The organism is Desulfatiglans anilini DSM 4660 (assembly GCF_000422285.1).
Lineage (GTDB): Bacteria > Desulfobacterota > DSM-4660 > Desulfatiglandales > Desulfatiglandaceae > Desulfatiglans > Desulfatiglans anilini.
In genome coordinates this window covers 1-23,192 of the sequence record NZ_AULM01000005.1, presented here as the reverse complement: position 1 = coordinate 23,192, position 23,192 = coordinate 1, and the positions used below count along the sequence as shown (strand labels likewise).

General features: G+C 59.7%; 23 protein-coding genes. 12 read left to right on the top strand and 11 right to left on the bottom strand.

Going from position 1 to position 23,192, the window contains the following annotated elements; translation table 11 throughout:
* The 3 genes from H567_RS0106795 to H567_RS23460 are packed head-to-tail and all read right to left on the bottom strand — an operon-like array spanning nt 1 to nt 1,391.
* Nucleotides 1-474 carry a type II secretion system protein gene (locus H567_RS0106795; RefSeq protein WP_028320831.1) on the bottom strand — a complete coding sequence of 158 codons (474 nt, stop codon included), beginning with the start codon at nt 472-474 and terminating at the stop codon, nt 1-3.
* A gap of 3 nt (nt 475-477) precedes the next feature.
* Nucleotides 478-840 carry a type II secretion system protein gene (locus tag H567_RS23465; RefSeq protein ID WP_035253613.1) on the bottom strand — a complete coding sequence of 121 codons (363 nt, stop codon included), beginning with the start codon at nt 838-840 and terminating at the stop codon, nt 478-480.
* Complete coding sequence (locus tag H567_RS23460) at nt 837-1,391, bottom strand: pilus assembly FimT family protein (protein WP_051184555.1); 555 nt, start codon at nt 1,389-1,391, stop codon at nt 837-839. Before H567_RS23460 ends, H567_RS23465 begins: the two co-directional genes overlap by 4 nt.
* 174 nt (nt 1,392-1,565) lie before the next feature.
* Between H567_RS23460 and H567_RS28420 the strand changes: the two genes are divergently transcribed.
* Both H567_RS28420 and H567_RS0106780 read left to right on the top strand, forming a co-directional pair.
* The gene (locus H567_RS28420; protein ID WP_153306081.1) at nt 1,566-1,763 is read left to right on the top strand and encodes a hypothetical protein; all 198 of its coding nucleotides are present in this window, start codon (nt 1,566-1,568) and stop codon (nt 1,761-1,763) included.
* A 570-nt stretch (nt 1,764-2,333) separates the two neighbouring features.
* A complete protein-coding gene (locus tag H567_RS0106780; RefSeq protein WP_084516970.1) occupies nt 2,334-4,280 on the top strand; it encodes an asparagine synthase-related protein in 1,947 nt (648 codons plus the stop codon).
* 24 nt (nt 4,281-4,304) lie between these two features.
* On the opposite strand, the gene H567_RS23455 is transcribed toward H567_RS0106780, so the two are convergent.
* The 7 genes from H567_RS23455 to H567_RS0106740 all read right to left on the bottom strand — a co-directional run bounded on the left by H567_RS23455 (nt 4,305) and on the right by H567_RS0106740 (nt 9,882).
* Nucleotides 4,305-5,303, bottom strand: coding sequence for a radical SAM protein (locus H567_RS23455; RefSeq protein WP_051184554.1), 999 nt, complete (start codon nt 5,301-5,303; stop codon nt 4,305-4,307).
* The gene (locus H567_RS28980) at nt 5,290-6,330 is read right to left on the bottom strand and encodes a radical SAM protein (RefSeq protein WP_051184553.1); all 1,041 of its coding nucleotides are present in this window, start codon (nt 6,328-6,330) and stop codon (nt 5,290-5,292) included. Before H567_RS28980 ends, H567_RS23455 begins: the two co-directional genes overlap by 14 nt.
* Nucleotides 6,312-7,478 (bottom strand): hypothetical protein, encoded by a 1,167-nt coding sequence (locus tag H567_RS0106765; protein ID WP_028320829.1) that lies wholly within the window; start codon nt 7,476-7,478, stop codon nt 6,312-6,314. The genes H567_RS28980 and H567_RS0106765 overlap by 19 nt, the downstream gene beginning before the upstream one ends.
* Before the next feature lie 156 nt (nt 7,479-7,634).
* The gene (locus tag H567_RS28415; protein WP_153306080.1) at nt 7,635-7,781 is read right to left on the bottom strand and encodes a paeninodin family lasso peptide; all 147 of its coding nucleotides are present in this window, start codon (nt 7,779-7,781) and stop codon (nt 7,635-7,637) included.
* A 112-nt stretch (nt 7,782-7,893) separates the two neighbouring features.
* Nucleotides 7,894-8,175: a PqqD family peptide modification chaperone gene (locus H567_RS0106750; protein ID WP_028320828.1), complete on the bottom strand. Its 282-nt coding sequence runs from the start codon at nt 8,173-8,175 to the stop codon at nt 7,894-7,896.
* A gap of 14 nt (nt 8,176-8,189) precedes the next feature.
* The gene (locus H567_RS0106745) at nt 8,190-9,140 is read right to left on the bottom strand and encodes a hypothetical protein (RefSeq protein ID WP_153306079.1); all 951 of its coding nucleotides are present in this window, start codon (nt 9,138-9,140) and stop codon (nt 8,190-8,192) included.
* 7 nt (nt 9,141-9,147) lie between these two features.
* Nucleotides 9,148-9,882, bottom strand: coding sequence for a cupin domain-containing protein (locus tag H567_RS0106740; RefSeq protein WP_028320826.1), 735 nt, complete (start codon nt 9,880-9,882; stop codon nt 9,148-9,150).
* Nucleotides 9,883-10,616: 734 nt separating this feature from the next.
* Here H567_RS0106740 and H567_RS0106735 point away from each other — a divergent pair.
* The 3 genes from H567_RS0106735 to H567_RS0106725 are packed head-to-tail and all read left to right on the top strand — an operon-like array spanning nt 10,617 to nt 14,182.
* Nucleotides 10,617-11,081: a lasso peptide biosynthesis B2 protein gene (locus H567_RS0106735; protein ID WP_035253610.1), complete on the top strand. Its 465-nt coding sequence runs from the start codon at nt 10,617-10,619 to the stop codon at nt 11,079-11,081.
* Complete coding sequence (locus tag H567_RS0106730; protein WP_028320824.1) at nt 11,071-12,906, top strand: ABC transporter ATP-binding protein; 1,836 nt, start codon at nt 11,071-11,073, stop codon at nt 12,904-12,906. Before H567_RS0106735 ends, H567_RS0106730 begins: the two co-directional genes overlap by 11 nt.
* A 22-nt stretch (nt 12,907-12,928) precedes the next feature.
* Complete coding sequence (locus H567_RS0106725) at nt 12,929-14,182, top strand: nucleotidyltransferase domain-containing protein (protein WP_028320823.1); 1,254 nt, start codon at nt 12,929-12,931, stop codon at nt 14,180-14,182.
* Nucleotides 14,183-14,224: 42 nt separating this feature from the next.
* On the opposite strand, the gene H567_RS27005 is transcribed toward H567_RS0106725, so the two are convergent.
* Nucleotides 14,225-15,847 (bottom strand): adenylate/guanylate cyclase domain-containing protein, encoded by a 1,623-nt coding sequence (locus tag H567_RS27005; protein ID WP_161626574.1) that lies wholly within the window; start codon nt 15,845-15,847, stop codon nt 14,225-14,227.
* Nucleotides 15,848-16,436: 589 nt separating this feature from the next.
* Between H567_RS27005 and H567_RS0106705 the strand changes: the two genes are divergently transcribed.
* The 7 genes from H567_RS0106705 to H567_RS27765 all read left to right on the top strand — a co-directional run.
* Nucleotides 16,437-16,682, top strand: a complete 246-nt coding sequence (locus tag H567_RS0106705) for a hypothetical protein (RefSeq protein ID WP_028320820.1) — start codon at nt 16,437-16,439, stop codon at nt 16,680-16,682.
* Nucleotides 16,666-18,732 carry an ATP-binding protein gene (locus H567_RS0106700; protein ID WP_028320819.1) on the top strand — a complete coding sequence of 689 codons (2,067 nt, stop codon included), beginning with the start codon at nt 16,666-16,668 and terminating at the stop codon, nt 18,730-18,732. The genes H567_RS0106705 and H567_RS0106700 overlap by 17 nt, the downstream gene beginning before the upstream one ends.
* Nucleotides 18,722-20,197, top strand: a complete 1,476-nt coding sequence (locus H567_RS0106695; RefSeq protein WP_028320818.1) for an ATP-binding response regulator — start codon at nt 18,722-18,724, stop codon at nt 20,195-20,197. Before H567_RS0106700 ends, H567_RS0106695 begins: the two co-directional genes overlap by 11 nt.
* 87 nt (nt 20,198-20,284) lie before the next feature.
* Complete coding sequence (locus H567_RS0106690) at nt 20,285-21,649, top strand: sigma-54-dependent transcriptional regulator (RefSeq protein WP_028320817.1); 1,365 nt, start codon at nt 20,285-20,287, stop codon at nt 21,647-21,649.
* Between the two features lie 577 nt (nt 21,650-22,226).
* Nucleotides 22,227-22,460, top strand: coding sequence for a DUF433 domain-containing protein (locus tag H567_RS0106680; RefSeq protein WP_028320815.1), 234 nt, complete (start codon nt 22,227-22,229; stop codon nt 22,458-22,460).
* Nucleotides 22,457-22,819: a DUF5615 family PIN-like protein gene (locus tag H567_RS0106675; protein ID WP_028320814.1), complete on the top strand. Its 363-nt coding sequence runs from the start codon at nt 22,457-22,459 to the stop codon at nt 22,817-22,819. Before H567_RS0106680 ends, H567_RS0106675 begins: the two co-directional genes overlap by 4 nt.
* 173 nt (nt 22,820-22,992) lie before the next feature.
* The coding region (locus tag H567_RS27765) for an IS1634 family transposase N-terminal domain-related protein (protein ID WP_492211718.1) at nt 22,993-23,192 on the top strand (200 nt) is incomplete at its 3' end.

Here is a 23,192-nt window from a genome sequence, read left to right as displayed (position 1 = left end):
TCAATTGTAGATATTGCGCGGGAAGACCCACGTCTCAAAGGGGATCGAAACACCCCCTTGCTGGTGGGTCAAACTCAGTTGGATGCGAATCCGCCCCAAGTCGTCATAGGCCAAGGCGAAGGCGCTGACTTCGTCAATCAGGTCATCCCCATCGATCGTGAGGCGGCCACCCGAAAGATCGAGCGTCCGCCCACCCCGGCTGGTATTGAAGGTGAAAGGCAAGGAGATGCCGCCGGCATTCCCAAAGCAGTCGTAACAAATTCGAAACTCGTTGGTAAGTCTCGTCAGGGCCAACTGCGCCTTTTGCGTCAAAACCGCGCTGTCGCGCGCCATCAGGAAACCCTGCACACCCTGGACCACGGCCCAGCCCCCGGTACCGACGAGGATGCCCACAATCAGAAGAACCGCGATCACTTCCACCAAGGTGAAGCCGCCCTTCTTGTCCGGATGTCGTTCACGGTCTCGTTTCACCATGTCTCATTCCGAAAAGAAGGTGGACAAGGATTGGCAGCCCGTATTCACCGTCACCATTACAATTTCGAAACCCGGATTTCCCATGGCATCTTCCTTATCCGCTGTGGTCACAGGGTAATCGCCCAGATCCGTTTTAAAAGCCTGCCACGATAGGTCTCCCTTCCTGTAATCATGATACAGGGCGGTGATCTCCTCCATCGTGTCCATCGCGGAGGCAAGGTCCTGAGCCATTGCGACGGGCTCGGAGCTGCGGGTAACGGCGCCGTGGAGAAAAGTGAACACCGCGACCCCTCCCAGGGCCATGATGACCAGGGTCGCAATCACTTCCACCAGGGTGAAGCCGGACGAACGGACTCCGCTTTTCATTCGATGAATCCGGTGTTGGGGGTGATCGTGATGGATATGGTCTTGGAGCAGCAGGCAATCTGGATCGTCTTGGCTGAAGACAGTTCGTTTCCGCTCTGGGGGCTCGCCCCGTTGTAAGGGACGCCCCAGTCGTCGAAGGAGACCGTAAACGAACCGCAGCTCACTCCGGAGGGAAGCGTAACCGTATCGGAACCCTCCCCGAGGAACATGACTCGATTGGAGGTGTTGGGACCCTCGAATAGCCAGTAGCTGCCGCCGTTCGAATGGACACCCCAGCTCGTGTCAGAATACATGGCCCGGAACTGGGCCTGCCGCAGGTGCATCTTGAGTGTTTCGGCCGCCCTGCGGACTTCCGCTCCGTCATCCGTCATCATGCGGGCCACCGCGACCGATGCCAGCACCCCCAGGATGACCAGCACCGCTATCATCTCCACGATGGTAAACCCGCCCGCCGTATGCGCGCGGATCAGAGATCCCTGCCCTGCTTCAGCGCCTGATCCAGTCGGGAAAGCCGAGACTGTCCGCAGCAGACGAATGATGGATTTCTTCATGTTGTCTCTAGAGCCGTGAGCGAAGGCCCTCCGGCAGAAAAAAACCGGGTCAACTAATGCGCGTGTCCATCCGGAAATGATGTCCCGGTACAAGCCCCTTTACAATCCGAAAATGAAGATTTTTCTTCACACGCTTCGCGCGCTCAGTCACACCCCTTCGCGGCGGCTCCCGGTTTGGCCAATATCAAGGAAATCAAGCGGTTGCGCGTAGGCGGCCTGCAGGTCGCCGCACAACCAAGCGCGCAATTGACACCGAGATTGGTCAAAAAGACCATTTCCGGATGGAAACGAATGCGTATGGATCAAAAACAATTGCTGTGCCGAAAAATGGAAAGACGTTGCGAAAAACCGCACATCGACTACTGTTCATAATTTTAAACGTATTCCATTGAAATGCAACTGTTTTGATTGATTCCCCCTGATGAGGGTAAGAGACAGAGTGAGAAATTTTCATCTGTACCCACAAAAGTATGTCATCGTTCAGGTTCGAACAGACGACACGGCAAACCCGCCCCAATAAAGAGGATACGCTGCTTGAGGCGTGTTCTGGAAAGATTTATTCCTCAGCCGGTTTTTGGTATATTGGGCAACAGAGCAGAAAAGGGCTTCGTACTGATGATCTCTCAAATTCCATCTGAAAAACTGGAATCTGTAAGGGTAAGAGGATTATTTTATAAACTGCCCGGGATTGAGTCACGTTTTCAGCCTGCGTCCGCAACCAGGCTCCAGGGCACATAGCGAAATGGATAAAACCTCCATCCAGCCGGCCAACCGTCGCCATCCGGAAACGGCCCTTGAGCGAGTGGCACTGCTGCGGAGCCAGGAAGAAAGAATGCTGAAAGCACCATAGGGTGTCTTAGCTGAGGCCGATGCAGCATTCGAGCGTATTGGTCAGATCCTAAATGCGGGAGGCGATGTTTGCGGTCTCGCTGATGGGGGCCTATGAGCGGTATTTTTGGATTGGTTTCTTTTGACGGCAGACCTATCCCACAGGAAAATTTCCGTGCCATGGCCGAAGCCATGGCGGCCTGGGGGCCTGACGGCGTCACCAGCCGCTGCCTGGGGGAGGCGCTGCTGGGGCATGCCCGGCTCTCCGTAGCTCCGGAGGCCCGGCACGAACGTATGCCGTGGGAGGAGCCCGTTGCTGGGATTCTTGTCACGGCTGCCGCGCGGTTGGACAACCGGCGCGAACTCTGCCGCGATCTTCATATCCCTGCGAACGAGCGGGCCACGCTCGGCGACGGGCATCTCACCGCCATGGCCTTCGTTCTCTGGGGGGAGGAAGCGCCGGGGCGCCTTTTCGGCGACTGGTCGTTTGCCGCCTGGAATGGGCGGGAGCGGCGGCTTTTTCTGGCCCGGGACCACCTGGGCAACACGGGGCTTTTCTATTTCCACAGGCCGCCCTTTTTCGCCTTCGCCTCGACCGCGCAAGCCATACTGGCCCTGCGCCGGTTTGAATGGAAACTGGACGAATGGCGTCTTGCCCGGTACCTGACGGTCTTCCCGGGGCAGGAGGCCGATCGTTCACGGACCTATTGGGAAGACATCCGCCTGCTCCCGCCCGCCCACCAGATGTCCGTGACACCGCATGCTCTGAAGGTTCGAACCTACTGGCGCATCGAGGACGCCCCCACCTTCCGTTTAACTTCGGACAAGGCGTACAGCGAGGGATTTCTGGAGCTTTTCCGTCGGGCCGTGCGGGTGCGGCTCCGGAGCGATCGGCCCGTCGGGTCCCAGTTGAGCGCAGGCCTGGACTCGAGCTCCGTGACGGCCCTCGCTGCGGAGATGCTCGAGGCGGACCGCCGGACCCTTCCAAGCTTCACATCGGTTCCGCTCCATCCGGCGGCCCATCTAGTCCCCGGCGCCCTGGCTGACGAATGGTCCCTCGCCCACACTCTGGCCGAAAAATATGAGAACATCCAGCACATATCCATCCGGGCCGAGGGCGTCTCCCCGCTTGCGGGCGTCCGGGCCGGGCTTCGCATCTGCGGCCACCCCCTCCATGCGGCGACAAACCTGTTCTGGATTCGATCCATACACGAGGAGGCCCAGCGGATGGGGATCAGGGTGCTCCTCACGGGGCAGATGGGAAACGGAGGGGTTTCCTGGAGCGGCGGGAGCCACCGCATCCTTTTTCTTCTGCTCCAGGGCCGCTCGGACGAGGGCATGCGCGCGCTGAGGGAATACAAAAAGGCAAGAGGCTTTTCCTGGTACCGGGCGATCCGCAGCCATCTGCTGGGGCCCATCCTGGGGCCCCTGTGGTACCGCTGCCGGCAGGTGGTCCACCCCTGGCAAGCACCCTGGAGCCGATACGGCGCAATCCACCCGGAGTTCGCCCGGCGCATGGGGCTGCGCGAGACGATGAAGGCAGAAAACCACAACCCTTTGTTTGCGCGCCCCAGGGACCCCGAATGGGAACGGCGGCAAACCATCATGATGAACGCCCCGGCAGGCTATATCCATCACCAGTGGGGGGCCGCTTTCAGAATGGAGGTCCGGGACCCGACGGCTGATGTCCGGCTCATCACCTTCTGTCTCGGCATACCGGACGACCAGTACAGCCGGGACGGCGGGGAGCGGATGCTCCTGCGGCGCTCCATGAGGGGCATTCTTTCGCAGGAGCTGATCGAAAACACCGTCCGGGGCAGGCAGGCGGCGGACGTGCCCCTGCGTCTTCTGGATCACCGGGAGGAAATGGAAGGGGAACTGGCCGCCCTAGCTTCCCACGATGCAGTGGGAGCCTATCTGGATGTCAACGCGCTGCGGGCCGCCTGGCGGAGTCTCCAGGCCGGGGGCGCGGCTGCGCAGGCCTCCCAGAGGTCGGCGTTCCTTCTTCTCAGGGGCGTGATGGCGGGGCGTTTCGTCACGGGCTTGACGGACCGGGGATGACCGGATGACAGGCTTTTCAGGGCCTCACGGCTCGTAGCAGACCCCATGTTTTGATGCAACGGCGCCGATCTCTTCCGGAGTATACCAGAGCTTGTGCTCCGAGATCTGTTTGTAGAAGGCGCAGCCCGAGCACGGAATGTCGTCGCAGGGCGGCGCTTTTCCCAGGAGCATTCTTCTCGCGTAGGTCATCCGCTCATTGTTTATCTCCTGCAGAAACGTTCCGTCGAGGACATCTTCGGCAAAGGCCATTCTCGTGTTGGATCCGCATCCCAAAAGCCGTCCGTCCCAGTTGATCTGGGGGGCCTTCCAGAGGCCAAGACACAGATCCCGGCAATACTGGATCCCCACGGCCTCGATGAATTCCCCCCTGTCGGCATACCCCATCAGATTGCGGATCTTCTCCCTGTCCCTCACGGGAAGCTGATCCGGACATCTGTTCAGTTTGATAAAGACATTCATGTCCAACATCTTGCCCAGCACGAAGACCTTTTCCAACTCGTGCTCATTGTGCCCGAAAAGGATGAACTGGAGCAGCAGCTCCGGGAACGGGGAGCGGTATTTCTGCTTGAAATGGTTGATTTTTCTGATATTGGTCAACACCTTCCCGAGGCTTCCGCCGATGCGGTATCTGCGGTAGGTCTCCTCGGTGACGCCGTCGACCGAAACCCGGACGCGGACCGTCTGGTACCTGACAAGCGCCTCGAGGGCCTCCTCGGAGGCGTCGTTCAGGTTGACCCCTCCCCCGAGGTTCGTTGCCACTCCCCGTTCATGCGCGCTTTTCAGAATCTCCGGCAGATCGGGATTCAGGAAAGCCTCGCCGGAGCTCGCCAGCTCGACCCATTTGATCTGCGGGTTATAATCGAGAAAACGGGTGAATCTCGAGGGGGGCATGGTGCCGCTCTTGAGAAAGGCCCGGCCGTTGTTCTCGTCGGTTGGGCACAAAAGACACCTGAGCTGGCACACGGTCGATACATCGAGCCGCGCCTTCACCGGGTCGACCTTCAAGAGGTCATAGCACTTCATTCTCGGGCACCTGTTCCCGCCAGCGTTCCATCGAGGCCCTGATCTCCCGGGGCGTGAACCATTGGCCGTATCTCCGGTAATCGGCGTAGAGTTCGCAGACCGAGCACGGGATGTCGTCCCGCTGGGGCGCGATCCCCATGAGCATTCTCCTGGCATATTGGATGTGCGGGTTATTGACTTCCCTCGCAAACGCTTTGCCGAGGGCGTAGTCGGCGTACGCAACGCTCTTGTTGCCGCTGCACCCGAGAAGCCTTCCATCCCAGTTGACCTGCGGGGATCTCCAGAGCTGAAGACAAATCTCCCTCATATACGGCTTCCCCGTCTTTCTCTGATAGGATTCCCTGTCGCAATACCCGAGCAGATCGGTCAGCGCCCCTGGATTGGACAGAGGGGGGTATCCGTGGAAGACGTTGATTTTCAATTCAAGGGTCATGTCCATCGCCCGGGCGATGAATGCCATCTTCTTCATTTCATGTTCATTGTGCGGGAAGGTGATGAACTGCAGGATCAGGTGCGGCAGTCTGGTGTTGTATCGATTCTTGTAGGCGTTGATCTTTTGGATATTCCCCAGGACCTTCCTGAGTTCCCCGCCGACGCGGTATAAACGGTAGGTCGCCTGTGTCGCCCCGTCCACAGCCACCCTCAAAAACCTTACTTTGCAGCGGACAACCGCCTCGAGGGCTTCGTCAGAGGCGTCATTGAGGTTCGCTCCCTCAGCGATGCGGGTCGCAACGCCTTTTTCCGCAGCGTATCTCAGAATAGCGGGGAGATCGGGATTGAGAAAGACCTCCCCCGAGTTTCCGAGTTCGATGAGCCGGATCCGGGGGTTGCTCTCGACGAACTCGACAAAGTCGGCGAGCGGCATCACGCCGCGGCCTATAAAAGGCCGCCCTCCTCTCGACATCACGGGGCAAAGCACGCAGCGGAGCTGGCACAGGCTGGAGAGGTCGAGCCTGGCCTCCGCCGGATAGACCGTCAGGCAGTCGGCGCTTATCCTGTCCCCTTTTTCTATACCGCTCGAAGACATGTATCGACGATCTCCCTCACCGTATCCGCTGAATGATACCCGGCATGCTTGGCGGCGAATGCTCCGGCGTTCTTTCCAAGACGCTTCGAAGAAGCCGCGAGATCGAATCTCTGTTCGACTGTTTTCGGCTCGCTGAAGCAGCTCACGAATTCACAGAGCCCCCTTTGGTTCAGCCGGTAAGCCAGGAGCGTCTGCTCGAGCTGCTCCGGGCAGATCAGGAGGCGCGCTCCGGCCAAAAGCATCCGGGCGGTTGTGTGAAGCCCCCCCTGCGTCACCGCGATGTCGCATTCGGCAGCGGCCCGGTCCAGGTTCATGAGGGGGCCGCTCAACCGCAGTGTCGGCGACTCGAACGCCTTTCTCTGGCATTCAGGAAGATCTCTGATGTGCCCGATTGCGGGAAAACCGAGGGTCTTGAGATAGCCCAGGATGTCGCTCAGACACCGGTTCGCCGCACTCAGATAAACGAAGACGCGGGGCCCGGCCCCGTCCTGACGTGGAGGTTCATGGCGGAAGTTCGGCCCGAAGACAGGACCGAGATATCTTTCCGAGGACCGGATCTCGAAATGGTCCATCTCGGGAAACACGCAAAGAAACCGGGCGGCCCCATCGAAGATCCCGGCCACCGAGCGGAGAGCAGGCACACGGCGCCTGATGGCACAGAGGACTCTGTCGTCGGCTTGCTGGAGGGCCTCGTCTGAGACCTCGAGCCATGGGTGCAAAAAGGGGGTGGGCGTGGTTGGAGGAGGAAGGGTGAAACCCGTGCCGACCGCCCCCCGCGCGAGGCCAAGGGCCAGGGCACACAAAAGGGCGGTGGGGGCGAAATCCGTCAGGACGAAGGCCGGCTTCAGAGCCCTGAACCTGCCCGACCACCAGGCGAAATGCGCGTCGAAGGCCTCGTCGTCCCGATACCCATTCCGCCAGAGACTCTGGGCGAAGTTCAGGGAAAAGCCCGTGAAGCGAGGTGGCCACGCCGGGGATTGCTCAACGGCGACGTCCATCCCCGAAAAGGCGCATCGAGCCTTCTCGGCCTCGCGGCACAGCAAGGTGATCCTGCACTTTCGCTGCAAGAACGCTTCGGCTATCGTCCGGAGGGTGAGCAGATGGCCCCATCCTCCACCCATTTCGTTCGCCAGGGCGATGCTTGTCATCCGGCGCTGTTGAAAGTGCGGACCTGCTGCGAAGACCTCAACAGGCCGGCGGAGAAAAATACTTTCTTAGCCAGTAATTCCGCAAGCATTTCAGGATCCCGGATCGTTTCCTTCAATCCAATCGCAAGGATCGGCTGCGTACGATCTGCAACAACCTCAGCTATAGGATTGGTTGTCGGATCCGTCCCCGGTCGTGCCTGCCAAAGTCATCGCATTGATGTCCAGTTCCTCCACCGAAGGCTTTTGCCACTCCCGCCGCAAGTCACCGGCGCCCTTTTCCTGTAAATCCGTTTTCCTTTCCATGCTCGCCCCCTTCCCGGTTGTTTTTGTCGATTGGACTCTAATACGAAATACAGACCCCTGTCAAGCGTTACCAGGATACCGGCCCCATCCACCCATTAAAAAGACGCGCCGGCTATATCGTTTCTATCAACCCCAATTCCGCCATCCGTTCGACGAAGTCAAGAACGTCCCCCCTGCAAACAGGAGCCTCGACCCTGTATGATCCCTGCATGATCTCGCACAGTTCACTGATGGAGCGCTCCTGGTCGAGCAGACCAAGAATGCGGGAAGCGGTCTCGTTCATCTGGTAATACTTGCCGTTCTGAATGCTCATCGCAACCGTCTCGTTGTCGATGCTGCCCATGAATATATCTTCGTTTCGCTTGACAACCGTGTCAAGCGTCATTTCTTTCATAGCGTTGTCCTCCATCACTGCAGCACACGAGCACCGAGAATGATATCGCAGAGGTCATCGGGCGGCGGCAGTCTAGCGGGAAGCCTGATTTCCGTAACCGGCGCCTTTTCAGCAAGGCGGCATACAAGCCGGAACAATCCTCTATTGCTTTTACAATAATTTGTAATTCTAACAAAAAAAACACTCTCCAGCAATGTCTGGAATTTCGCAGCGCCTGTGAGGTCAATGAAAGAAACCTCCGCTCCGTCGCCCCTCTTCAGCACGAAAATTTTTCGGAGGCGGGCCTTTTCCCTTCTGAAGTTCCCTCGAGCGATAATCGAGATCTTGTCCATATCGGGCCTTATGCGCCCCGCCGTCTCATGTTCGAAGTCGAGCACCGGCATTGCATGCTCCCACAAACGGAGCTCCGGGGACCCCGATGCGATGTATGCCTTGCCGTCCTCGAAATCCGCCAGCGCGATATTGTCATCGAGAAACGAAAAACCCCGGTTGAGGAATGACGCCGTCAGAGTGGATTTGCCCCCGCCGGAGGGGGAGCAGAGGACGAAGCAATTCTCGTTCCTGCAAAGGGCGCTGCCGTGCAGGGGGAGCAGGTTCCTTTGGTGGAACAGGCCCCCCAACCCCCACCCGAGAAGGATCTGCATGATGGTTGCGGCGTTTCCGTTCGGGAGCGGCTCGATCGTCATCGAGTTCCCGCCCGTGACCAGGATCGTGGCGCTCCTCGCCCCGCGCAACAGGAGCCGTCCGGGCGAAGCATCGATCTGGATCGATGCCGGGGGCGTGTATCCAGGGCCGAAAATTTCCCCGTGTCTAATGCGCACGTCCGGGTCCCCGGAATGGACGGCCTCCGGAAAATGAGGCACGCGGACCTGGGACAAAAACTCGAGGCCGTAGGCCTTGTAGACGTGCTCTGTTTCGGAAAAAATGCCCTTTTCGGGCGAAAGGGCGTGGCTGTGGCCTCCCACCAAAGCGTCATGCCTCCGGATGCAGCTCGAGTGCGTAATATTCGGCGGGCGCCGGTCCGTGATTGAAGACATAGTGAGGCATTTGCCTGCCTGTGAACGCAAAACCGGGGGCATCCATCCTTTTCCCGAGGATCTCGACGGAGCCGCTCAGGAACAGAAAGATCACCTCGTGCGGGTGATGATGCAAGGGGATCCTGCCTCCGGCGAGAACCTTGGTAAACAGCACCCTCAAACCCGGCAAGTAACGCGTCGGCCCGGAATAGATCTCAACGGTCTCGGTGCCTTCGCCCGTGGTCCGCTTGAACCCTCTGCTCCCTTTGCGCGGTGAATACTCGAAAGCCTTTCTTATCCCCGAAGAAAAGGTCCTGGACGTGTTTTTCCACCTGACGTGGAAATAGTCGACAGGATCGGCAGCCCTGTTCCGCATCGTGTGGGCAACTCTGGCGTCAAGATACAGCAGGGCACCCTTGTCTGCCAGCACCGACTTCTCGACCCCGGAACCGGCATCACGGCTCAAAATCTCGACATGATCCGACAGCGCGATGTGCAGTTCTTCGTGTTCGTGGCAATGCGGCGGATGGGGGGAGAAAAAGCCGGCAAGGAAGCCGGCGTGGACATAGACTTCGTCCAGGATGGACGTGGGCCCGTAAAACAGTCCCTGTCTGTGCCACCCGGTCACGAGGTTGATGTCCTCCTGCCGGGGAACACCCCGGATCACGAAATCCGGAACAGGTTGGGTCATCGCGCGCTTATTCGTCGAAAAAACCGTGGATTCTCCATGCATGGTCGAATACCTTGGTTAGTCACTCCGCTCCACAAAAAAATATTGGTGGATACAAGCCTTGTGCGCCTATGATCGATGGAGAAATACTCAGCAGTCGAACAAGTTTCTTTCGAGAACGGCGCCTCGGCGAAATAAGCCTTTCTTAAAACGATGGCAATCAGGGCCAAAATGAACCTGGCGCCAAAGGGTGCGACCATCAACAGACGGCTCCTTCTAAGATTCCCGGCAAAAACACTCTTTCTCGTGAAGCCTTCCCTTCAATCAGTCGATAGAGCATTTAACAATCAGCGCCTGTCGCGGTCTCTTTGAATAAGCTGATCTTCAATACTCTTTCAAACGGTGCATTTTCCACTTAACGGTATGGGCAGCACGTTTTGCCGAAAAGAGTCTCTTCACACAGCATGACGGAGTCTGCCAGGAAAGATTCCGTCGAAAAAGGTGCTTCTACACGCTTTTCTTGCCGTAGCTCAAGGGAGTAATATCAGTTGGGAAAAGCATATGACCAGCGCGGAAATTTTATATTTGACCCACTGTGTGTGTCAATAGAATTCCCTGATAAAATCCTTTCCTCGCATCCTTGGACCGTAGCTCCACCGTTCATTTTGATATACAAATATGTTGGATGATATGATATAGCGCAAGTCACCGGCGGCGGTTCGTATGGTTATAGAGGAAGGGAGGACTTCAGCTCGATGAGGCTTTTCGTGCGGCGGATCGTCCGGTTCATCCGCATGCCCACGGGCCGCGGGCTCCTTCTGGAGGCGGCCTTCTGGCTCGGCCTGGCGCGTCTGGCTGTCCTGCTGCTGCCTTTTCGCCGGCTGGCCCCTTATCTGGGCACCTACCGGCATGAAACGACCGCCGCGAACCTGGACCTTTCCGAGGCTGCCAAGGCCATGGCCGTCACCCGTGCGGTCCAGCGCGCGGCCCGGAACCTTCCCTGGGAGTGCCAGTGCCTGGTTCAGGCGGTAGCCGGAAAGGCCATGCTGCGGAGGCGCAGTATGCCCACCACCCTGTACCTGGGGGTGGCCAAGGATGAAAACGCCCGATTGTGCGCCCATGCATGGCTTCGCTGCGGCGATGTCATCGTCACGGGCCGAGAGGGAGCGGACCGTTTCAGCGTCGTCTCGACCTTTGGGGACTGTCCCGATGAAGGCTAAGCTCGACAAGGCGCTGAAGCAGCTTCCCTATCTCCCGCGGGCGCTGCGGCTGGTTTGGGCCGCCGCGGGTGTCTGGGCCATGGCCTGGCTGGCCCTGATCCTTTTGCAGGGGCTTCTCCCGGTGGCCACGGTCTATCTGACGCGGGCCGTCGTCGATGGTCTGGTGGCCATTCTCGGGAAGGAATATTCCTGGACGGCCCTTTCGCCCTTTCTGCTCCTCGTGGGGTTGACGGTCTTGACGCTTCTGGCAGGCGAGGCGCTGCGAGGCATCACCGGCTGGATGCGCACCGTTCAATCCGAACAGGTTCAGGACCACATCCACGGACGCATTCACGAAAAGGCCCTCGCCCTCGATATCGCCTTCTACGACTCCCCCGATTACTACGATCGTCTCCATCGCGCCCGGATCGACGCCGTAAGCCGGCCCGCGGCCATGCTCGAAAACATCGGCGCTTTTCTGCAAAACGGCGTTACCCTGGCCGCCATGTGCCTGGTTCTTCTGCGCTTCGGTCCCTGGCTGCCCCTAATCCTCTTCGTGAGCACTCTTCCGGCGCTCTTCGTCGTCTTTCGCAACACCCTGCGCTTCCATGCCTGGCGGGTTCGCAATACCGCAGCGGAGCGCCGCTGCCGTTATTACGACTGGATGATCACGGAGCGCAACGCTGCGCCGGAACTGCGTCTCTTCGGCCTGGGGATCCCCTTTCGCGATGCCTTCCGGCGATTGAGGGAGGGCCTGCGCCGCGAACGGGGCGATCTGGCCAAAAAGGAGGCTGTCGGCAGAATCGGGGCCAGCGTCTTCGGTCTCGCGGCCCTCGCCGGAGGGCTCGCCTGGATGTCCTGGAAAGCGAGCCGAGGGACCGTTACGCTGGGAGAACTGACCCTCTTCTATCTGGCCTTCTCACAAGGGCAGCGCATGATGCGGGACTTGCTTTCCAACGCCGGGGAGATTTACCGCAACATGATGTTCCTCGAAAACCTTTTCGAATACCTGGAACTGATGCCACAGATCCAGGATCCGGAAAGGCCCTCGACTCTGCCCGAAGGCAGCGGCTGCGAGGTCTCGATCGTAAACGTCTCTTTCCGGTATCCGGGGAGCCCGCATCCAGCCTTGGCCGATTTCAGCCTCCTCATTCCCAAGGGGCGGATCGCCGCCCTGGTGGGCGAAAACGGGGCGGGAAAGAGCACCCTCATCAAGCTCCTCTGCCGCTTCTACGACCCGGACGCGGGCCGCATTCTGCTGGACGGCCTGGACCTGCGCGATCTGAATCTCCCGGAGCTGCGCCGGCGGATCACGGTGCTTTTCCAAGAACCGGTGAGATATCATGAGACGATCGGGGACAACATCGCCTTTGGCGACCTCGCCGCCGCGCCGGGCATGGGCGAAATCGAAGGGGCGGCCCGGGCCGCCGGGGCCGAAGCCTTCGTTCATCGGCTGCCCCTCGGTTACCGGACCCTCCTCGGCAAGTGGTTCGGCGGAGCCGAACTGAGCGTGGGGGAATGGCAGCGCCTTGCCCTCGCCCGAGCCTTCCTGCGCCGGGCCTCCCTCATCATCCTGGACGAGCCCACGAGCGCCATGGACTCCTGGGCGGAGACGGACTGGCTGAGCCGCTTCCGCCGCCTGGCCGCCGGCAGGACGGCCCTCATCATCACGCACCGATTCACGACGGCCTTGCGGGCCGACCGGATTTATGTTATGCACAGCGGCTGCATCATCGAGGAAGGCACCCACGACGAGCTCCTGTCGATGAACGGGCGCTACGCCGCTTCGTGGCGCCGGCAGACGGACAGGGACGCGGCGCTGGCTGAATCCACCGAACCATCCTGAAAGAGGAAATTGCCGCAAAGTGATGATCGATCCCTTCGCATGGTTGAACGAAACGGAGCGGTTGCTGCTGGAACTCCTCAACAGGAATCCTGCGGTTCCGGAGCCGGCGGCGACGGCCCTTCTCGGCCCGTCCGATTGGGACCGGCTTCTCGCACTCGCGAAGATCATGCGGATCAGCCCCCTCCTCTATTACCGATTGCGGGAAAAAGGGCTGAGTCATCATTTACCGGATGCATGCAGGTCAAGCCTCCGGCAAGCCTGTCTGGATACGACCCTCCGGAACTTGCGAGCCTACGGAGCGCTTCGGCGTTTGGCGAGGCTGCTGGAGCGGGAGGATATTCCCGTCATCGTCCTCAAGGGGATGTTCCTGGCTGACGCGGTGTACCGTGACATCGGACTCCGGGAGATGAACGACATCGATCTGCTGGCCCGGCCGCAGCATGTCCAACGCATCGCCGAACTGGCCGGCGAACTGGGCTATGCCCCCAGGGTGGATGTCAACCAGGAGGATGCCGAAGAAATCCACCTTCATCTCCCCCGCCTCATCAAGGAAGGCGAGGCCGGTTTTGAAATCCACTGGAACGTAACCCACTCCAACAGGCGGTACAGGATCGACCCCGATGAGCTGTGGAAACGGGCCCTTCCGGTGAAGCTGCAGGGGACGAATGTTCTGGCATTCTGCCCCGAAGACATGCTCCTCCACCTCTGTCTCCACACCTCCTATCATCACCAGTTCGCCTTCGGGCTTCGCCCCTCCTGCGACATCGCCGAACTGCTGCTCTGGTGCGGCGACCGCTTCGATTGGGACGCCGTTTTGGAACGCTCCGAGCGATGGGGTTGGGGCCGCGGCGTCTACATGGCCCTGCTGCTCGCGAAGAAACTGGTGGACGCCCCCGTGCCGGGCGGGATCACGGCCCGATTGAAGCCGGCGGACATCACGGCGGATATTCTAAACGCTGCGGTCTCACAGGTGTTCACCAACAGCAGGATCGCCTCGACGATACCGAAACCCTTTGCGGACCTCATCCTATACGAGCGCTTGGGCGGAAAGCTCGGGATCCTCTTGAACAGAGTCTTTTTGCCCAAACGGACTATGGCGGTGCTCTATCCGGCCTGCCGCGGCTCATGGAAAATCTACGTTTATTACCCGCGCCGGCTGCTCGATGTGCTGCGCCGCCACGGCCGCACCTTCCGCAAGATTAAGCAGGGCGATCCCGAACTCCTCCATCTGGCGAAGAGAAAACAGCTGATCGATGGCTTCCTCCAGAAGATCTGATCCCCAGCCGGGACGATCCCCCTCCCCCCGACACATCCCGCATCACCCGACTTTGTAAACGACCAGCGTCCGAGTGTGGCCTTTCAGGGTCTGCGGCGGTTCAGCGGTGAGGGGAAATGTGCTCCGCAGGCACGAGACGGTATCTTCGCTGACGAGGATGTCGCATTTGAGGGTCTTGGTGAGGTCCTGGACGCGGGAGGCGATGTTGACGGTGTCGCCGATCAGGGCGTAGGAGCGGCGGGATTCGCTGCCGGTGTTTCCGGTCAGGACCTCCCCGGTGTGGATGCCGATGCCGTGACGGAAGGGAACGAGGCCGGCGCGGACGCGCTCTTCGTTCAGGGAAGCCAGGCGGCGGCGCATCTCGAGCGCGGCCAGGATCGCCCTGTCGGCGTGGTCTTCGCAATAGACGGGGACGCCGAAGACCGCCTCCTGCTCGTCGCCAACGTACTGGAGGACGAGGCCGTTGTGGGCGCGGACGGCCGCCCCCATCTCGGTGAAGTAAGCGCGGAGGCTCCGGATCACCTCCTCGGGGGAATGGTGTTCCACATACGCGGTGAAGTCGCGGAGATCGCTGAAAAGCAGCGTCCCGATCCGGCGCTCGCCCTCGAGGGGGATTCGGCCGGAGAGGATCTCGTCGCGGATCTCGGGGCTGACGTAGAGGCCGAAGGTCTCGCGGATCTGCTCCCGTTCGGCGAGGCCTGCGATCATGGCGTTTCCGGCATCCCCGAGGATCCCGATCTCGTCGTTCGACACGACGCGGATGCGCTTGGTGAAATCCCCCTGCCGCACGCTTCGAATCACCCGCATCATCCCGGTCAGCGGTTTTGAAATCGATCGCCCGACCAGAAAATTGAGGCGGAGGGCGAAGAGGGCGAAGACCGTACAGACGAAAAAGCAGAAGATGAGGATCTCCTGCGCCACCTCGCGGGCGGCGGGGGGCAGATGCCCCGCGCCTTTCAGACTCAGGTAGAGGGTTCCCACCAGCATGATCATGGGGATGAGGGTGCCGGCGCTGTAGAGAAAACGGATGCGTCTGAGGATCGGGAGTTTGATGGTCCCCTGGACGGCCGCGAGCCTCCCCTCCGGAAACAAGGCCGCAAGGATCCCGCGGCGGAGGTAGTCTTCGAGCAGGAAGAAGGAGGCCGTGGCCGTGATCATCCCCACCATCACCGAGCGGAAGTAACCGAAGATCGCCGACTCGGTGCGGGTGTCGAACCAGAGCCACATGCCCGTCACGAGGAGCGCCGGGATAGCCACCCACATCCCGAAATTGGCCAGGGCGATAACGAAGGGCAGGTTGATGGCGCGCCTTTCCGCCCGCTCACGCATGGCCGGAGGCGGGCTGTCACCTTTTCGGAGACAGGAGGCATAAGCCGAGAGCGGCCGCTGAAGCAGGTACTGGAGGCCGGCCCCGAAGAGCATGATCGCCGCTTCCCAGACGAGCAGCCGGATCCAGCCACCCTCGATCAGGAAGAGTCTTGTCTGATCCCGAAAATAGCCGAGCGGCGTCAGGAGATTCAGACCCAGGACAATCCCGAACCCAAGCAGGTTGGCGCCGAGGTTGCGGAGGTAGAGGCCGAGCATCGGGAGCGAATCCAGCGGCGTCCGCCCGGGCACATGATTCGGCAGCGGGTTTCCTTTATGCGGGTTGTCTGCAACCATCATGCAATCTTTCCAATGGGCCGCAGGGAGCCTTGTGCTCGGTTCAGCTGAACGTGGAGGCCGGCAAGGCCGCCTGGCAGGGCTCGGGCTCCGGGAGCGAGGCCTGTCGAGGCCATGCACGTCAGACAAACCGGGGGCCATTGCCCAAGAGGTCGGATTCTATCGCCGCAGGCTGGGGAAGCACCGGGGTCGATCGCGAAGAAATCGGAGGGAACTCCCACAGCCTGTAACAGCACCAGGAGTGATTCCCGAGGGGGCGGATTCAATCCCGGAACATAGCGAATATCAACCACCTGATATGAGTGATCCCCGAGGGGACGGACTCGATGCTCGCACTTCGCAGCGGCTTCGGAGACCATCCCGAAAGGATGGCAGCCGGCAAACCATGCCCGTCGCAAAATTCTATGATATCAGAATGAGTCTGTTTCCGTCGATGAGCATCATTCTTACCCCAACCCGGTTCCGCATGCAATGGGCAAAGCGTCCGCTCCGCAAAAGGCCTGCGGATCTTTTTTCCTTGAATTCCGATCGATATTCCCGATAATAGCCGGAGCATTCTCGATCCGAACTTTCTTCCGGAAACGCGCACCCCATGATCTTCACCACGCAGAGCGGCCAGAGCTTCGACACCGACAAAGACCTCTCGGCGCCGGAGCGGCACATTCTTCAAAAATTGTTTGCCTGGGAGGCCCTCTCGACAAGCCTCGAGCAGTTCCAGGACAAGAAGCGGGAGGCCCTGGAAAAGGGTTGGAACGAGTCCGGACCCGTCCAGGCCGGAGCGCCAATGAAGGCGATCATCCGCGATCTCGAACGGAAGGTCCGTGACCGCCTTGCCTGAGATGCCCTTCCAGAGAAAGATCCTCTACATCGAGCGGAGGTGCGCCGCCCGGGACGAAACCTGCCACATGCTGGAGAAAGACCCCGATGCCTTGAAACCCGATCCCCACAAGCACGTCATCCCTCCGGCCAAACCTGGCGGCGGCCGAGGGCCTTCGACGGAGATGCTCCGTGTCGGGCTCGCGGGCGGCGGAGAGCGCAGTTGCGAGATCCTGACAGGCCTTTACGAGGGGCCCAGGCAGCGGCTGGCGGTCAAGGTGATCGGCGTGGCCGACCCCGACCCGAAGGCGGCGGGCATGAAGCTTGCCCGGTCGATGGGGATCTACACGACGGAGCGCTACGAGGACCTGTGCGAACGGCCGGGGCTGGACGCGCTGCTGGTGACGGGGGACCGGCCGGAGGCCGAGGCCGCCGTTGCGGCTTGCAAACCCGCAGGGGTGCAGCTGATCGACCGCAAGATCTCCAGCCTCCTGATCCAGCCGCTCATCCGGGAGCACGCGGCGGAGCCGCACGAAGTCTGCACGCCGGGCACCGTGCAGGACACCCAGACCATCCTCGACTCCCTCCCCTACCGCATCATGGTCGTCAACACCGACATGACGATCCACACGGTCAACAAGACCTTCCTGCGCGAGAACCGCCTCGACTACCAGGACATCCTCGGCAAGCACTGCTACGAGCTGCGTTACGGGCTCACCCAGCCCTGCAAGGAATGCGGGCGGGCGTGCTACCTCGAGGAGGTGCAGAAGACCGGGGAGACCATCAGCACGATCCACGAGTTCGAGGACGAAACCGGGGAGACGCGCTACGAGGTGGTGACCGTCTCCCCCATCCTGAACGAAAAGGGCGAGACCGTGCAGCTTCTGGAGGCGTCGCGGGACGTGACGGACCGCATCCGGCTCGAGAAGGAGGTCGAAAAGAGCAACATCTTTCTGCAGAACGTCATCCAGAGCACCGTCGACGGCATCGTGGTTGTGGACACGAAGGGGAACGTCCTCATCTTCAACGAGGGGATGGAGCGCCTGACCGGCTTTTCGGCCGAGGAGATCATGAACCACGGCCATCTCAGCAACTTTTACGACATGGACGTCGCGCGGGCGAACATGAAGAAGATGCGGAGCGGCCTCTACGGACCGCCCGGGAAGCTCAATCCGACGAGCATGCAGATCACGGCGAAGGACGGGGAGAAGATCCCGATCACCCTGACCGCCTCGCTCATTACGATCGAAGGGAGGGACATCGGCAGCGTCGGCGTCTTCACCGACATGCGCGAGGTGCTTCAGATGCGCCGGGACCTCGAGGAGGCCCATGTGCACCTCGTCCAGTCCGAGCGCATCGCCTCGGTCGGCCGGATGGCCGCCGGGGTCGCCCATGAGATCAACAACCCGCTCTCCGGGATCCTCATCTACGCCGAACTGCTGAAGGAAGCGCTCCAGGACCACGAGGAACACCTGAAGGACATCCAGGAGATCATCGACCAGACCCTGCGCTGCAAACACATCGTCGCAGAACTCCTCGAATTCAGCCGTCAGTCCGTCGGCAAGGTCGCCTCCTTCAGCCTCGATCAGCTCATCACCAAGACCCTGAACCTCCTGGTCCACCAGGCGACCTTCCAGAACATCCGCGTCTCGAAGGAGATCGAACCCGAGATGCCCGATATGCTGGGCGACATGGGGCAGCTCCAACAGGTCTTCACCAACCTCTTCATCAACGCCGCCGACGCCATGGAATACAAGGGCCACCTGGGGATCAAGGCGCGCTACGAAGAGGGCGCGTCCCGGTTCATCATCGAGGTCTCCGACAGCGGGCCGGGCATCCCGGAGGAGTTGCGCGACAAGGTCTTCGACATCTTCTTCAGCACGAAGCCCGTGGGAAAAGGCACGGGCCTCGGCCTGAGCATCTCCCAGAACATCATCAAACTCCACGGCGGCCAGATCTCCTTCGACTGCCCGCCGGGAGGCGGCACGACCTTCAGGATCGAACTCCCGCTCGACTACTCGTGCAGGGAAGAGGAAAAACCCGTATTCATTGGACTGGACGATGACGGATGACAAGCCCGACATTCTGGTGGTAGACGACGAGAAGACCATCCGGGACGGCTGCAACCGCGTGCTTTCGACCCGCGGCTACACGGTCACCGGAGCGGAGAACGGCCAGGTCGCCCTCGACATCCTGCAGAAACAGCCCGTCGACGTGATCCTGCTCGACCTGAAGATGCCTGTCATGGACGGGGAGACGCTGCTCGAGATCCTGAAAGAGCGCTACGCCGACATCCCGGTCATCATCATCACGGGCCACGGCACGGTCGACACGGCCGTGAACTGCATGAAGAAGGGCGCCTACGACTTCATCACGAAGCCGTTCCAGATCGACCCCTTCCTCCTGACCATCGCCCGGGCCGCGGAAAAGCGGCGCCTCGAGCAGCAGGCGAAGCGCTTCCAGGAGGAGAACAGCCGCAACCTCTACGACCTGAGCCTCGAGAAGAGCCGGCTGCGGACGATCATCAACTGCCTGGCGAACGGCATCATGGTGACCAACCGGAACCTCGAAGTGGTGCTTCACAACCCGGCGCTGATGCGGCTCCTGGAACTCGGACCCGACACGGCCTTCCCCGCCTCCGTCAAGGCCTTCCTGCAGGACGAGGACCTGATCGGGACGCTCAAGAAGATCCAGTCGGGCGAGTCCGCCCCGGATGCCACGGTCGCCCGGGAGATCCAGGCCGGGCGGCGGTTTCTGCGGGCCATCTCCGCGCCGGCCCTCGGCCCCGAAGACGGGGTCGTGGGGACCGTGACGGTGCTCGAAGACATCACGCCCTTCAAGCAGCTCGATGCGATGAAGACGGATTTCGTGCACATGGTGGCGCATGAGCTGCGCAGTCCGCTCGTCTCGATCCGGCAGCAGCAGAGCGTCATGCTGGAGGGGCTTGCCGGCCCGCTCGACCCGAAGCAGAAGGACTTCATCGCGCGGGGGATGAAGAAGATCGACGGCCTGCTGGACCTGATCAATGACCTCCTGGACATCGCCAAGATCGAGTCCGCCCACAACGTGCAGACCCGTGTCCCGACCGACCTCCAGAAGATCATCGAGGAGACGGTCGCGCTGATGGAGCCTCGCGCCGGCGAACAGGGCGTGACGATCCGCTTCACCGCCCGGAACCTGGCGCCCATCTCGGCCGATCCGAAGCACATGGACGAGGTCATGACGAACCTCATCAGCAACGCGATCAACTACTCGCCCGACGGGGGCGAGGTGACCATCACCGCCGAGGGTCAAGGGGAGTACGTGGAAATCAAGGTTCAGGACCGGGGCATCGGCATCGCGCCGGAGGAGCTGCCCAAGATCTTCGACAAGTTCTACCGGGTCAAGAACCCCAGGACGCGCCAGGTCATGGGCACCGGGCTGGGGCTCGCCATCGTGAAGGGCGTGATCGAAGCGCACCACGGGAGCATCGATGTCGAAAGCGTCCCGGAGGGCGGCACCACCTTCCGGATCCTCCTGCCCGCTCTGGCGTCCTGAAGATCGCATGGGCGCCGACAACATTGGGTTACCGCAATCCTGAATGACAACCCGTGTTTCCGGATCGAAGCCAGAAAAGGAAGCCCGATGACCTATGAATCCATCCGCCGCGTCCTCCTCGTCGACGACGAGGCGGTCGTCCGGAGTGGCATCAGCCGCGCGCTGCAGAGCCGTGGACTCGAGCCCGTCGCTGTCAGCGCGGCCGAGGAGGCACTCCAGATGCTCGGCCGGGAGCATTTTGACCTGGCACTCCTCGACATCCGCATGCCGGACATGGACGGGGTCGAACTCCTGAAGCGCATCCGCACCGCCCATCCCGAACTCCCCGTCATCATGATTACCGGATACCCGACGATCGACACCGCGGTCCACGCGATGAAGCTGGGGGCGCTCGACTACCTCGTCAAGCCCTTCCGCCTGGACGACCTCGACGCCGCCCTCAAAAAGATCGTCTGGCCGCCGGAGGGCGACCAGGGCCATGCCGGGGCGCTGGGGGAAAAGGGCCTCCAGATCGACTCCAAGGACAGCCTCATCATCGGGCAGAGCCGTCCCATGAAGAAGATCTTCGAAAAGATCCTGCGCGTAGCGCCGACGGACAGCACGGTTCTTATCACGGGCGAGAGCGGGACCGGCAAAGAGCTCGTCGCGCAGGCGATCCACGCTAAGAGCCTCCGGAAGGACCAGGAGTTCGTAGCCGTCGACTGCTCGTCCCTCGTCGAGACGCTGCTCGAAAGCGAGCTCTTCGGGCACGTCAAGGGATCCTTCACCGGCGCCATCCAGACCAAGCACGGGCTCTTCGAACTCGCCAACCACGGGACCTTCTTCTTCGACGAGGTCTCCAACCTGAGCCTCAAGATCCAGGCGAAGCTCCTCCGGGTGATTCAGGAGCGCGAGTTCATGAAGGTCGGGGATCAGAAAAAGACGCGCCTCGACATTCGGATCCTCTCGGCCAGCAACCGGAACCTGGCCGAAAGCGTCGCCGCCGGGACCTTCCGGGAAGACCTCTTCTACCGCCTGAGCGTCGTCCCGCTCAGGCTCCCGCCGCTCAGGGAGCGCACCGACGATATCCCGCTCCTGATCCACCACTTCCTCGAAAAGTACTGCCGCAAGCTGAAGCGCGCCCTCCCCGAGGTCTCCTCCGAGGCGATGGAGATCCTTCAGGAGTACGGGTGGCCCGGCAACGTCCGGGAACTCGAGCACACCATCGAGCGGGTCCTGATCCTGGAGGACACCCCGGTCATCCGCGCACGCGACCTGCCCGCCTTCATCTCCCAGCGCCAGGGCGAGTTTCAGATGTTCTCGGAGGAGCCCTTTACCCTCGAGGAACTCGAAAAGAAGTACATCGCCTTCGTCCTGCGCCTCACCCGCGGAAAAAGGATCAAGGCCGCCGAGATCCTCGGCATCAACCGCAAGACGCTCGGCCTCAAGATCAAGAAATACGGGCTCGAATAGAGACAAACCGCTGAACCGCACCGAAGAGGCGAGCGTGACTGGATTGACGTTATCCTGCCAATAGTTTTATTATATAATGATTATATAACGTAGCAAATGCGTTGCAGGGGGTTCAACCGTGCGCCTTGTAAAAGTAAGCAACAATCTACAAACCGATTTACCCGTAGAACTCGGCAGACGCCTCGGGTTGAGGCCCGGTGATATTCTACTTGTCATAGAAGACAAAGACGCGGTCGTGATTGACAAGCTTTCCTTTTCGCATGTAGACGCCCTGGAACAGTGTGCCTCGGGCCAATGGGCAAATGCGAACATGGAAGTCCAAAAATCCAGGACGGAATGGGGCACTTGAGAAACCATAAGGCTGGTAAAGGTCATAGTCGACCTTTTAGGTGGAAAAAATTAATTTTTGAAGTATTCTAAAATCAATCGATAAAGAGGTGATAGCTGCATGCTTTTGATTTACAATAAATTGATAATAAATATTTGATAAACTCAGATATAATTTCATTAACAAAATTGGACGTTATTTTTACTGCTGAAAACATTTTTGCCTTGGCTTCAAAAAGAGGTAAGTATCATGAAGGAGCGAATTACAGTCGACGCAAATTTTCATTTCGGGAAGCCTTGTATAGCAGGAACGAGGATACCTGTTCAGAATATATTGGAACTTATAGAAGAAGGGATATCATTCGATAAGATTATTCAAGATTATTATCCACAACTGACCATTGATGATATCAAGGCTTGTGTCAGATATGTCGTGCAACTGGTGGCTTCTGAGAAAGTGCTTTTGCAGGAAGCATCCATATGAAAATTCTTCTTGATGAGGATGTCTACGCCGTAACTGGACGCTTCCTGAAATCACTTAACCATGACGTAGCAAACGTATATGATTTGGGACTTTCGGGGCTCTCCGGCGAGGTCATTTTGCGCACGGCCATGGAGCGTCAGGCCGTTCTCATAACAAGGGACAAAGACTTTGGACACCTTGTCTTTGTAAAAAGCATTGGTTCGGGCGTCATCTATCTCCGTGTGCTCCCATCCACCATCGATTCCGTGCGTAAGGAGTTGAAGCGTGTCCTGGAGCGGTACAGCTTCAAGGAACTGGAAGGATCGTTTGTGGTTGTCGAACCAGCTGGGCACCGCTTTCGCAGGTCTTACCGGAATTAACCCAAGTTTGCCAAAAATCCCAGATTGGGGGTTATTTTGGCCCTAAAATCAACCTATCTACAGACATAAGTAGTTGATTTTTCAGTATTCAGGCCTTGTTTTTGGCGTCTGTAGTGACCCATCGCTGCATTTTCTGCTTTACAGGCGGCTCTATAAGTGGTATGCCTCTGAGCATGTATATTAAACGGGTACGTAAATCCAATCGCCACTCCAAGAAGGTCTACGAGTATTTGCATCTCGTCGAAAACGTTCGGACAAAGAACGGACCGAGACAGCGCTTGATACTCAACCTCGGAACCGTCGACCTCTCACCGGAACACTATAAAGACCTGGCCAACTGCATCGAGGCCATGCTGAGCGGCCAGCAGCATCT